Annotated in this window: 10 protein-coding genes; 8 read left to right on the top strand and 2 right to left on the bottom strand. The window is 70.3% G+C overall.

The window, feature by feature from the left end; translation table 11 throughout:
- Positions 1–161: 161 nt before the first annotated feature.
- Together M2163_RS21440 and M2163_RS21435 are read left to right on the top strand one after the other, a co-directional pair.
- Complete coding sequence (locus tag M2163_RS21440; protein ID WP_280851187.1) at positions 162–1,544, top strand: nitrate/nitrite transporter; 1,383 nt, start codon at positions 162–164, stop codon at positions 1,542–1,544.
- A gap of 130 nt (positions 1,545–1,674) precedes the next feature.
- Positions 1,675–2,829, top strand: coding sequence for a uroporphyrinogen-III synthase (locus M2163_RS21435; RefSeq protein ID WP_280851188.1), 1,155 nt, complete (start codon positions 1,675–1,677; stop codon positions 2,827–2,829).
- Between the two features lie 22 nt (positions 2,830–2,851).
- Here M2163_RS21435 and M2163_RS21430 read toward each other — a convergent pair whose 3' ends face one another.
- Positions 2,852–3,409 (bottom strand): anthrone oxygenase family protein, encoded by a 558-nt coding sequence (locus M2163_RS21430; protein ID WP_280851189.1) that lies wholly within the window; start codon positions 3,407–3,409, stop codon positions 2,852–2,854.
- 210 nt (positions 3,410–3,619) lie between these two features.
- On the opposite strand from M2163_RS21430, the gene M2163_RS21425 reads away from it, so the two are divergent.
- The 6 genes from M2163_RS21425 (at position 3,620) to M2163_RS21400 (ending at position 10,684) form a co-directional block, all read left to right on the top strand.
- Positions 3,620–4,204 (top strand): ABATE domain-containing protein, encoded by a 585-nt coding sequence (locus tag M2163_RS21425; RefSeq protein ID WP_280851190.1) that lies wholly within the window; start codon positions 3,620–3,622, stop codon positions 4,202–4,204.
- Positions 4,205–4,523: 319 nt separating this feature from the next.
- Positions 4,524–5,045, top strand: a complete 522-nt coding sequence (locus M2163_RS21420; protein ID WP_010039908.1) for a sigma-70 family RNA polymerase sigma factor — start codon at positions 4,524–4,526, stop codon at positions 5,043–5,045.
- 47 nt (positions 5,046–5,092) lie between these two features.
- Positions 5,093–5,872, top strand: coding sequence for a zf-HC2 domain-containing protein (locus M2163_RS21415; protein ID WP_280894750.1), 780 nt, complete (start codon positions 5,093–5,095; stop codon positions 5,870–5,872).
- Between the two features lie 63 nt (positions 5,873–5,935).
- Positions 5,936–8,359 carry a UvrD-helicase domain-containing protein gene (locus M2163_RS21410; protein WP_280894749.1) on the top strand — a complete coding sequence of 808 codons (2,424 nt, stop codon included), beginning with the start codon at positions 5,936–5,938 and terminating at the stop codon, positions 8,357–8,359.
- A 300-nt stretch (positions 8,360–8,659) separates the two neighbouring features.
- Positions 8,660–10,075 carry an NAD-dependent malic enzyme gene (locus M2163_RS21405; protein WP_280851193.1) on the top strand — a complete coding sequence of 472 codons (1,416 nt, stop codon included), beginning with the start codon at positions 8,660–8,662 and terminating at the stop codon, positions 10,073–10,075.
- A gap of 327 nt (positions 10,076–10,402) precedes the next feature.
- Positions 10,403–10,684 carry an HU family DNA-binding protein gene (locus M2163_RS21400; protein WP_007382399.1) on the top strand — a complete coding sequence of 94 codons (282 nt, stop codon included), beginning with the start codon at positions 10,403–10,405 and terminating at the stop codon, positions 10,682–10,684.
- A gap of 164 nt (positions 10,685–10,848) precedes the next feature.
- Here M2163_RS21400 and murA read toward each other — a convergent pair whose 3' ends face one another.
- Positions 10,849–12,195 carry a UDP-N-acetylglucosamine 1-carboxyvinyltransferase gene (gene murA / locus M2163_RS21395; protein WP_280851194.1) on the bottom strand — a complete coding sequence of 449 codons (1,347 nt, stop codon included), beginning with the start codon at positions 12,193–12,195 and terminating at the stop codon, positions 10,849–10,851.
- Between the last annotated feature and the right edge of the window lie 187 nt (positions 12,196–12,382).

Genomic DNA, 12,382 nt, shown 5'->3' with positions numbered 1-12,382 from the left:
AACACAAGGGCTCCACGACCTCTCATCCCGGCCTGCCCCGGGGTGAGAGCAAAGTTCCTTTCCGGTCATCCGAGGAAACACAGGCAGGAAACGCGCTCTCCCTAACTTCGGGCTCAGTCACTCGCAGCAGGACCCGAGCCCCGTCGCACCGTGGAGGCGTCATGACAGCCCCTAGTACAGCCCCCGCACCCCCGAGCAGGGGCGGTCGCTGGATCCAGCAGTGGGATCCGGAGGACGAGACCTTCTGGAAGGAGACCGGCGAGAAGGTCGCCAAGCGGAACCTGCTCTTCTCCGTGCTCTCCGAGCACATCGGGTTCTCGGTCTGGACCCTGTGGTCCGTGCTGGTGCTCTTCATGGGCCCGGAGTACGGGCTGACCCCCGCCGACAAGTTCCTGCTCACGTCGATGGTCACGCTCGTCGGCGCCGTCGTCCGCGTCCCCTACACCTTCGCCGTCGCGATCTTCGGCGGGCGGAACTGGACGATCATCTCGGCCGGCCTGCTCCTCGTCCCCACCATCGCCGCCTTCACCGTGATGGAGCCGGGGACCTCGTTCAGCACCTTCCTCCTCGTCGGTCTGCTGGCCGGTATCGGAGGCGGCAACTTCGCCTCCTCCATGACGAACATCAACGCCTTCTTCCCGCTCCGCAAGAAGGGGTGGGCCCTCGGGCTCAACGCCGGCGGCGGCAACATCGGCGTCCCGGTCATCCAGCTGGCCGCCCTCGCGATCATCGGCGCCAGCGGTGGACCCCGGGTGCTGCTCGGCATCTACATCCCGCTGATCCTCGTCGCCGCCGTCCTCGCCGCGCTCTTCATGGACAACATCGAGAACGTGAAGAACGACACCGGCGCCGCGAAGGACGCGGCGCGGGACGGTCACACCTGGATCATGTCCTTCCTCTACATCGGCACCTTCGGCTCGTTCATCGGTTACAGCTTCGCCTTCGGGCAGGTGCTGCAGAACCAGTTCGGCCGGACCCCGCTGGAGGCGGCGTACGTCACCTTCATCGGCCCGCTGCTCGGCTCGCTGATCCGTCCGGTGGGCGGCGCGCTGGCCGACAAGTACGGCGGCGCCAAGATCACGCTGTGGAACTACGTCGCGATGGCCGCCGCCACCGCCGTCCTCATCGCCGCCAGCATGCAGAAGTCGCTCGGACTGTTCACCGTCGCGTTCGTGGTGCTCTTCGTCCTCAGCGGCCTCGGCAACGGCTCGACCTTCAAGATGATCCCCGGCATCTTCCACGCGAAGGCCCTCGGCAAGGGGCTGGAGGGCGAAGCGGCCGCCGCCTACGGGCGTCGCCTCTCCGGTGCCTCCATGGGCCTGATCGGCGCGGTCGGCGCGCTCGGCGGTGTCGGCATCAACCTCGCCTTCCGCCAGTCCTTCCTCTCCTACGGCTCCGGGACCGGCGCGTTCGTGGCCTTCCTCGCCTTCTACGCGGCCTGCTTCGCGGTCACCTGGGCCGTATACCTTCGGCGTGCGGCGGTCCAGGGCCGGGCCTCGGCCGCCGCAGAGACGAAGCCGCAGCTCAGCTACGCCGAGGTGTGACGTAACACTGGCGACATGAACCGGAACCGAGCCTGTCACGAGCCGTTGACAGGCTCGGTCGGCATGTAGGGACGACCCACGTACGCCCACGTACGACTGTGTACGACGACTCGAGTGCGGGACGAGAGCCATGTACGAGCAACAGCAGGAACCAGAGCAACACGGCCCCCTCGCGGGGTTCACCGTGGGAGTCACGGCCGCGCGCCGGGCGGACGAACTCGGTGCGCTGCTCCAGCGCCGCGGGGCCGCGGTCCTGCACGCGCCCGCCCTGCGGATCGTCCCCCTCTCCGACGACAGCGAGCTGCTCGCGGCCACGAAGGACCTGATCGACCAGGCACCGGACGTGGTGGTGGCCACCACCGCCATCGGATTCCGGGGATGGGTCGAGGCCGCCGACGGGTGGGGGCTCGGTGAGGCGCTCCTCGACCGGCTGCGCGAAGTCGAACTGCTCGCGCGCGGGCCGAAGGTGAAGGGGTCGGTACGGGCCGCCGGGCTGACGGAGGACTGGTCGCCGTCGTCCGAGTCGATGGCGGAGGTGCTGGACCGGCTGCTGGAGGAGGGTGTCGAGGGGCGCCGGGTCGCCATCCAGCTGCACGGGGAGCCGCTGCCCGGGTTCGTGGAGGCGCTGCGGGCCGGGGGAGCGGAGGTCGTGGGGGTGCCGGTGTACCGGTGGATGCCGCCGGAGGACATCGGGCCGGTGGACCGGCTGCTGGACGCGACGGTCTCGCGCGGGCTGGACGCGCTGACCTTCACCAGCGCGCCCGCCGCCGCGTCGCTGCTGTCCCGGGCCGAGGACCGGGGGCTGTTGCCGGAGCTGCTCGCCGCGCTCAACCATGACGTGCTGCCGGCGTGTGTCGGCCCGGTGACGGCGCTGCCGTTGCAGGCGCGGGGAGTGGACACCGTCTCGCCCGAACGCTTCCGGCTGGGGCCGCTCGTGCAGCTGCTGTGCCAGGAACTGCCGGGGCGGGCCCGGTCGCTGCCCATCGCGGGGCACCGGGTGGAGATCCGGGGGCACGCGGTGCTGGTCGACGGGGTGCTGCGGCCGGTGCCGCCCGCGGGGATGTCGTTGCTGCGGGCGCTGTCCCGGCGGCCCGGATGGGTGGTCTCCCGGGCGGAGCTGCTGCGGGCCCTGCCGGGCGCCGGCCGCGACGAACACGCGGTCGAGACGGCGATGGCCCGTCTCCGCACGGCCCTCGGCGCCCCGAAGCTGATCCAGACGGTGGTGAAGCGGGGGTACCGCCTCGCCCTGGACCCGGCGGCGGACGCGAAGTACGCGGACGCCTGACGCGGACGCCTGACGCCGACGCCTAGTCACCGGTCGGATCGGCCTCTGCGGCACGACTGCCCGTCCGTGGGGCACGACTGCCCGTCCGTGCGGCACGACTGCCTGTCCGTGCGGCTCGACTGCCCGTCGCTTTCACCAGAAGCCCCAGTGCCACCGTCAGCAACACGGCCCGCACCACGTTCCACGCCACCCACGCGTCCTCGAACTCCTCGCGCAGGGCACCCGGGTCGCCGTCGTGGGCGAGGGCGTCGTTGAGGGGGACGTTGCAGGCGACGGTGACCAGGAAGGCCAGGACGGAGAGGGCGAGCGCCGCCCGGACCCACCCGCGATGGTCCCGGGCCCGCGCCTGCCAGGCCGCCACCGCCGTGAGCACCGGTGCGCCCAGGAAGGTCAGGAAGAAGACCGGGTTCTGGACGACCTCGTTGATGTCGCGCATCACCTGGACGTAGACGCGGTCGTCACTGCGGGCCAGGGCCGGCATCACGGCGCACGCGAAGACGTAGAAGGCTCCGGCGATCAGGCCCGTGGCGACCGTGGCCGCGCCGAGGACGTATCCGCTGCTCCGGCTGTTCTGTGTCATGTCTCCAGTCAAGGCACCGCCTCCCGTGCCGGACATGGCCGAGACGCGCCGTCGCATACGTGCGCGTCCAGGCATCGCTCCCGGTACGGGGGGTTCCGGCGGCGGGGGCGGGAGGGCACTGTGGGAGGGAGCCCCGGAACAGCCCCGCACAGCCGCGAAGCACCTCACCGACCCCGTCCGACCGGGGCACCCCAAGGCGGTGACAGGCACATGGCACTCGGTACGGCCACGGTCGCGTACGAGCTGCGGTTCGACGCCGGACGGATCTGTCTCGACCTCCTCGCGACCACCCACCCCGAGGAACGCCTCGACTCGACGGAGGTGCTCGGCGCCTGGATCGTCGGTTCGGGACTGGTGCCGGAGGGGACGGACCTGACACACGTGGACCCCTCCTGGCTCGTCGGCTTCCGTGAACTGCGCGGACGCATCGCACAGTTGGTGCGGGGCGCCCCCGGTCACGGCTACGACCTCGCACTCGCCGGCGTCAACGACGCCGCCCGCGCCGCGCCGCCCGCCCCGCGCGCGGTACCGGCCGAAGACGGGTCATTGATCCGCGAGTTGGACGGCCCGCCGGACTGTGCCGCACTGCTCGGGGCCATCGCCCGGGACGCCGTGGGGCTGCTCACGGACCCCGTCGCGCGGGCCGCGGTCAGAGAGTGCGAAGGCGACAACTGCCCCATCGTCTACCTCGATACGTCACGGGGACGCAGGAGGCGCTGGTGCTCCAGTGAGGTCTGCGGGAACCGCGAAAGGGTGGCCCGGCATCGTCGGCGCGCGGCCCTGTCGCGCTCCTGACTGGTCGTTATGTCCCTTCTGCGGAGGGGAAGTCGACGTGATTTCGATTACATGTTGTTTACTCGCTCAACCTCACGGGCCGTAGTCGTGATCTTGCCTGTGTGGCGGAAATGTAAAGATCGCGCGGCGGGAATGTGCGCGCATGTCCTGTCTCGTCACGTCACTCAGAAGAAAACTGTCGTCGCACTTTGAACACCTGGCGCCCCCCGTCCGTACCCCTCGTCGAGCGACCGACTGGGGGAACCCCCGGACATCGGAGGTGGGCGTGCGCAAGGATTCCGTCGTGGCCAATGAACGTGGATCGAGGGCCCGACATCGCATGTCCCAGCCCTCGGAACCTGATGAGGAGCTGATGCGTGCCCTGTACCGGGAGCACGCCGGACCTCTCCTTGCGTACGTCCTTCGTCTGGTCGCGGGTGACCGCCAGAGAGCCGAGGACGTGGTGCAGGAAACACTCATCCGTGCCTGGAAGAACGCCGGACAGCTCAATCGAGCGACCGGATCGGTACGCCCCTGGCTGGTGACGGTCGCACGGCGCATCGTCATCGACGGCCACCGCAGCCGGCAGGCCCGGCCGCAGGAGGTCGATCCGTCGCCGCTGGAGGTCATCCCCGCGGAGGACGAGATCGACAAGGCGCTGTGGTTGATGACGCTGTCGGACGCGCTCGACGACCTGACCCCGGCCCACCGGGAGGTGCTCGTCGAGACGTACTTCAAGGGGCGTACCGTCAACGAGGCGGCCGAGACCCTGGGCATCCCCAGCGGAACCGTCCGCTCGCGGGTCTTCTACGCCCTGCGGTCGATGAAGCTCGCACTGGAGGAGCGGGGGGTGACAGCGTGATGGGTGTTTACGGGGGTAACCAGGGATTCGGCACAGGTGGTTCGGGTATGTCTGGCTCCATGATGGGATCTCCGGTGCCGAACGAGCACGAGACCGTCGGCGCCTACGCCCTCGGGATCCTCGACGACGCCGAGGCGACCGCCTTCGAGGCCCATCTCGCGACCTGCGAGTGGTGCGCGCAACAGCTCGACGAGCTCGCCGGCATGGAGCCGATGCTCGCCGCCCTCGCGGACCTGCCGGGCTCCGGCACCCCAGCGATCGGGGAGTCGCTGTCCGCCAAGCCCAGTCCGCGGATCGTGAACAAGCTGGTGGACGAGGTCGCCGAGCGCCGTGCGCAGAAGCGGCGCCGCAGCTTCTACATGGTCGCGGCCGCGGCCGCACTGATCATCGGCGGCCCGTTCGTCGCGATCGCGGCGAACGGCGGTGACTCCGACGGCGGTGCCAAGCAGGGCCAGGTCCTCGCGGCCACGCCCAAGGAACTCTTCGACTCCATGAAGGACAAGGTCTCGGGCAAGGACGCCACCACCGGCGTCAGCGCGACCGTCGCCATGGCGCAGAAGAACTGGGGCACCTCCCTCGGCTTGGAGCTCAAGGGCGTCAAGGGACCGCTGAAGTGCTCGCTGATCGCGGTCGGCACCAACGGTGAGCGCTGGACGGCGTCCACCTGGTCCGTCGGCAAGTGGGGCTACGGCATCCCGGACGGCAAGACCGAGGAGTCCAAGAAGCCGCTCTACATCGGCGGCGCGGTCGCACCCGCCCAGAACGAGATCGATCACTTCGAGGTCGTGGATTCGGACGGCAACAAGCTCGTCCAGGTCGACGCGTAACTTCCCGCCGGGGCCCCCTTCGCGTACGGTTGACGGCTGCCCAGCACGTCAGAAGGGGGCCCGGTGGCCGCTCAGGCTCAACCATCTGCGGTCGGCTCGGTTCACGACTCGGTTCGGGACCGTGAGATCAGCGTCGAACAGGAACATCTGGACCGGGTCTACCGGCGCCTCGAGGAGAAGATCCACGAGGCGGAGTTCCTCATGAACGACGCGGCCAAGCGTGGCCAGGTCGGCACGCCCGGCGCGCTCGCCGAGCGGGACGCCCAGGTCTTCCGGGCCGGCGTCCACCTCAACCGGCTCAACAACGAGTTCGAGGACTTCCTCTTCGGCCGTATCGACCTGCTCGCCGGCAAGGACGGCAAGAAGGGGCCCGACGGCGCCTACACCGCCGTCGAACCCGCCGAGGGCGCCGTCCGTGAGGACAACACGGCCGACATCGCGGAGACCCTGCACATCGGCCGGATCGGGGTCCTGGACTCCGAGTACGCGCCGCTCGTCATCGACTGGCGGGCCCCCGCCGCAGCGCCCTTCTACAGGTCCACTCCGGTGGATCCCGGGCGTGTCGTACGACGCCGGGTGATCCGCTCCAAGGGGCGCAGGGTCCTCGGTGTCGAGGACGACCTCATGCGCCCCGAGCTCACGGCCTTCCTCGAGGGCCGCGAGCTGCCCGTCATCGGCGACGGTGCTCTGATGGCCGCGCTCGGTCAGGCCCGCAGCCACACCATGCGGGACATCGTCGCCTCCATCCAGGCCGAACAGGACCTGGTCATCCGCGCCCCCGCCGCGTCCGTGACGTACGTCGAGGGCGGGCCCGGCACCGGCAAGACCGCCGTGGCCCTGCACCGCGCGGCCTACCTGCTCTACCAGGACCGCCGCCGGTACTCGGGCGGCATCCTCATCGTCTCGCCCACACCCCTGCTGGTCGCCTACACCGAGGGCGTCCTGCCCTCCCTCGGCGAGGAGGGCCAGGTCGCCATCCGGGCGATCGGCTCCCTGGTCGACGGCGTCGAGGCCACCCTCTACGACTCCCCGGCGGTGGCCCGTGCCAAGGGCTCCTACCGGATGCTGAAGGTGCTGCGGAAGGCGGCGCGGGGGGTGCTTGAGCTGGGCGCCGACGGTTCGGGCGGGGGCGCGCCGGGCCCCTCCGACTCCGGGCAGCTCTCCTTCGGGGACGCCGGTGACCTGGACGGCGGGGTCGGGGAAGGAAGCGGTGCCGGTACCGCCGTAGCACCGAAGGCCGGACCCCCCACCCGCCTCAGGGTCGTCGCCTTCGGGCGGAGGCTGGAGCTGGAGGCGGACGAGCTGGAACGTATCCGCCGCACCGCCCTCGGCGGCACCGCGCCCGTCAACCTGCTGCGGCCCCGGGCCCGCAAGCTGCTGCTGGACGCGCTGTGGGCGCGGTCCGGGGCGGGCGGCCGGCACACCGATCCGGAGCTGGCCGCCGAGCTGCGGTCCTCGTTCGACGAGGACATCACCTCCGAGGACAGCTTCATCGAGTTCCTCGACGCCTGGTGGCCCGAGCTCACCCCCAAGGCCGTCCTCGCCGCCATGGCCGACGAGCGGCGCCTGGGCCGCTGGGCCCGCCGCATCCTCAACCCCGGCGAGGTCCGCAGGGTCGCCCGCTCGCTCCGGCGGGACGGTCTGACCGTCCACGACATCGCCATGCTCGACGAGCTCCAGGCGGTCCTCGGCGCCCCCGCCCGCCCGCGCAAGCGGCGCGAACTGGACCCGCTCGACCAGCTCACCGGCCTGGAGGAGCTGATGCCGGTCCGCGAGGAGTCGCAGCGCGAGCGGGCCGAGCGGCTCGCCCAGGAGCGGGTCGAGTACGCCCACGTCATCGTCGACGAGGCCCAGGACCTCACGCCCATGCAGTGGCGCATGGTCGGCCGCCGCGGCCGGCACGCCACCTGGACGGTCGTGGGCGATCCCGCCCAGTCCTCCTGGTCCGACCCCGACGAGGCCGCCGAGGCCCGCGACGAGGCCCTCGGCACCCGGCCCCGCCGCCGCTTCCAGCTCACCGTCAACTACCGCAACCCCTCCGAGATCGCCGACCTCGCGGCGAAGGTGCTGGCCCTCGCCATGCCGGGCGCGGAGTCCCCGCGGGCCGTGCGGTCCACCGGTGTCGAGCCCCGCTTCACTGTCGTGCGCAAGTCGCTGGGCGAGACCGTCCGCGAGGAGGCCGACCGGCTCCTCGGCCTCGTCGACGGCACCGTCGGCGTCGTGGTCGCCATGAACCGCCGCGAGGAGGCGGCCCGCTGGCTCACCGGACTCGGCGACAGGGTCATGGCGCTCGGCAGCCTGGAGGCCAAGGGCCTGGAGTACGACGCGACGGTCGTCGTCTCCCCGGCCGAGATCGCCGACGAGTCGCCCGCCGGACTGCGGGTGCTCTACGTCGCCCTCACCCGGGCCACCCAGCAGCTCACGGTCGTCTCGGCGGAGCGCGACCAACCGGACGGGGAGGGCGTGCCGGACCTGCTGAGAGATTGAACTCTCCGTACGGGAATGGTCTTTCGGGATCCGTTTGTTAGCCTGGATGTGACACCGGCCCGATCCAAGCCCCCGGGCCCAACCTTCGTCGCTACGAGCGACCACTTGCCGCGAGGCGAGCATGGCGGGTCGGTGTCACTGACCTGGTGAGAGGCCCACGTCCGTGTGACGTGGGCCTCTTGCGTGTGGACGCCCCCGTGAACAAAACGTCCGCAATCCCGTGCGGCTAACGCCTACTCATCAGTAGGTGCGACGATCGGACGGCATCAGCGTCACCCGTGAAAGCAGAGGAAGTCGGCCATGGCAACGGCGCCCAGCGTCTCCTACTCGATGACGGTCCGGCTGGAGGTGCCCGCGAGCGGAACCGCCGTCTCGCAGCTCACCACCGCCGTGGAGTCCTCCGGAGGCTCGGTGACCGGCCTCGACGTCACCGCGTCCGGCCACGAGAAGCTCCGGATCGACGTCACCATCGCGGCCAGCTCCACCAAGCACGCCGACGAGATCGTCGAGGAGCTGCGCGGCATCGAGGGCGTCACGCTCGGCAAGGTGTCCGACCGTACGTTCCTGATGCACCTCGGTGGCAAGATCGAGATGGCGTCGAAGCACCCCATCCGCAACCGCGACGACCTCTCCATGATCTACACCCCGGGTGTGGCCCGCGTGTGCATGGCGATCGCCGAGAACCCCGAGGACGCCCGCCGCCTCACCATCAAGCGAAACTCCGTTGCGGTCGTGACGGACGGCTCGGCCGTGCTGGGCCTGGGCAACATCGGTCCCAAGGCCGCCCTGCCGGTCATGGAGGGCAAGGCGGCCCTGTTCAAGCGGTTCGCCGGCATCGACGCCTGGCCGCTGTGCCTGGACACCCAGGACACCGACGCGATCGTCGAGATCGTCAAGGCGATCGCCCCCGGGTTCGCCGGCATCAACCTCGAGGACATCTCCGCGCCCCGCTGCTTCGAGATCGAGGCCCGGCTGCGTGAGGCCCTCGACATCCCCGTCTTCCACGACGACCAGCACGGCACGGCGATCGTGGTCCTTGCCGCCCTGACGAACGCACTGCGCGTCACCGGCAAGGCGATCGAGAACATCCGGGTCGTCATGTCCGGCGCCGGCGCGGCCGGTACGGCCATCCTCAAGCTGCTGATCGCGGCGGGCGTCAAGAACGCCGTCGTCGCCGACATCCACGGCGTCGTGCACGCCGGCCGTGAGGACCTCGTCGACGCCGCTCCGGGCTCGGCGCTGCGCTGGATCGCCGACAACACCAACCCCGAGAACCTGACCGGGACGTTGAAGGAGGCCGTCCGCGGCGCCGACGTCTTCATCGGCGTCTCGGCCCCGAACGTCCTGGACGGCGCCGACGTGGCCGCCATGGCCGAGGGTGCGATTGTGTTCGCGCTCGCGAATCCCGACCCCGAGGTCGACCCGGCGGTCGCCCGTCAGACGGCGGCCGTCGTGGCCACCGGCCGCTCCGACTTCCCGAACCAGATCAACAACGTGCTGGTCTTCCCGGGCGTTTTCCGCGGTCTGCTGGACGCCCAGTCCCGCACCGTCAACACCGAGATGATGCTCGCGGCCGCGAAGGCCCTCGCGGACGTCGTCACCGAGGACGAGCTGAACCCGAACTACATCATCCCGAGCGTCTTCAACGACAAGGTGGCGGGCGCGGTGGCCGGCGCGGTGCGGGACGCGGCGAAGGCCGCGGGCGCGACGGCGTAGGGCCCTCGACCGGGCCTGGGGACCCGCGTCTACAGTGGACGTCGTATGTTTGTTCGGCTGTGAGGATTGCCACGGTGGTCCTCCGGCCCGGCGCGTCGCGGAACCAGGCGCTTCGCGCCACCCTCTAGGGTGGCGCCACGCCCAGGCCTCTGTTCGTGTGACCCCCTAGGGTGTTCATGCGAGTCCTACGGGTGCCGGATTGGCTTTCCCGCAGCAGGTAGGGGCAGGATGCGTCCCTGGGCGCGAGCGCATCGGCTTCGCTGTGCCTCGTGTGCGGCTCCGCCGCGTGGCACACCCCAACGGCAAGAAGAACACGGGAGTAACAACATGAACCGCAGTGAGCTGGTGGCCGCGCTGGCCGACCGCGCCGAGGTGACCCGCAAGGACGCCGACGCCGTTCTGGCCGCGTTCGCCGAGACCGTCGGCGAGATCGTCGCCAAGGGCGACGAGAAGGTCACCATCCCCGGCTTCCTGACCTTCGAGCGCACCCACCGTGCCGCTCGCACCGCGCGCAACCCGCAGACCGGTGACCCGATCCAGATCCCGGCCGGCTACAGCGTCAAGGTCTCGGCGGGCTCCAAGCTCAAGGAAGCCGCCAAGGGCAAGTAAGCGCTCCGCTTCGAGCGCCGGGTAACTGCGGGCCGTCCCTCGGCTGACGGATCGCCGTGGCTGGTCGCGCAGTTCCCCGCGCCCCTTCGGGGCGCTCAGCACAACGCCGATGGGGCGGTCACCCGAGTCCGGGTGACCGCCCCATCGGCGTGTTCGGGAGGGGGCTAGCCGAGTGCCTTGCCCGGCAGTTCCACCTTGGCGCCCAGTTCCACGAGCTTCTCCATGAAGTTCTCGTAGCCGCGGTTGATGAGGTCGATGCCGTGGACGCGGGAGGTCCCCTGGGCCGCGAGGGCGGCGATCAGGTAGGAGAAGCCGCCTCGGAGGTCCGGGATGACCAGGTCGGCGCCCTGGAGCTTGGTGGGGCCCGAGACGACCGCCGAGTGCAGGAAGTTGCGCTGGCCGAAGCGGCAGTCCGAGCCGCCCAGGCACTCGCGGTACAGCTGGATGTGGGCACCCATCTGGTTGAGCGCGGAGGTGAAGCCGAGCCGGGACTCGTAGACCGTCTCGTGGATGATCGACAGGCCCGTGGCCTGGGTGAGCGCGACCACCAGCGGCTGCTGCCAGTCCGTCTGGAAGCCCGGGTGCACGTCCGTTTCGAGCGCGATGGACTTCAACTGGCCGCCGGGGTGCCAGAAACGGATGCCCTCGTCGTCGATCTCGAAGGCACCGCCCACCTTCCGGTAGGTGTTCAGGAACGTCATCATCGAGCGCTGCTGGGCGCCGCGGACGTAGATGTTGCCCTCGGTCGCCAGCGCGGCGGACGCCCAGGAGGCGGCCTCCAGGCGGTCCGGCAGGGCGCGGTGGTTGTAGCCGCCGAGCCGGTCCACACCCGTGACGCGGATGGTCCGGTCGGTGTCCATCGCGATGATGGCGCCCATCTTCTGCAGGACGCAGATGAGGTCCTCGATCTCCGGCTCCACCGCGGCGTTCGACAGCTCGGTGACGCCCTCGGCGAGGACGGCCGTCAGCAGCACCTGCTCGGTCGCGCCCACGGACGGGTACGGCAGCCGGATCTTCGTGCCGCGAAGGCGCCGCGGCGCCTCCAGGAACTGCCCGTCGGCGCGCTTCTCGATCGTCGCGCCGAACTGCCGCAGCACCTCGAAGTGGAAGTCGATGGGCCGGCCGCCGATGTCGCAGCCGCCGAGACCGGGGATGAAGGCGTGCCCGAGCCGGTGCAGCAGCGGGCCGCACAGCAGGATCGGGATGCGCGAGGAACCCGCGTGGGCATCGATGTCAGCGACGTTGGCGCTCTCGACATGCGTCGGGTCCATCACCAGCTCGCCCGGTTCCTCACCCGGACGGACCGTCACCCCGTGCAGTTGCAGCAGCCCGCGTACGACACGCACGTCACGGATGTCCGGAACGTTGCGCAGTCGACTCGGCTCGCTGCCCAGCAGGGCGGCGACCATGGCCTTCGGTACGAGGTTCTTCGCACCGCGGACACGGATCTCGCCCTCCAGCGGGGTTCCGCCGTGGACAAGCAGTACGTCGTCAGAGCCGTTGACGGTCATGTATCTCGCGTTCCGATGAGTGGGGCAGGGGCCGGAAGGGACAAGGGTAATCGCCGCCTACCCCCCTTCTGTAAGCCCAAGTACCGCCCAGGCACGTCATAGCTCTGTCACAACACGGCCTGCTAGGCGCCGGGCACATGGGGTCACCGGCGCCCGGCGTGCGCTCACGGCGCACCGGTGCGCTCTG

This window comes from Streptomyces sp. SAI-135, from assembly GCF_029893805.1.
Classification (GTDB): domain Bacteria; phylum Actinomycetota; class Actinomycetes; order Streptomycetales; family Streptomycetaceae; genus Streptomyces.
The sequence above is the reverse complement of the archived record's forward strand: the minus strand, read 5'-3'. Positions and strand labels throughout refer to the sequence as shown.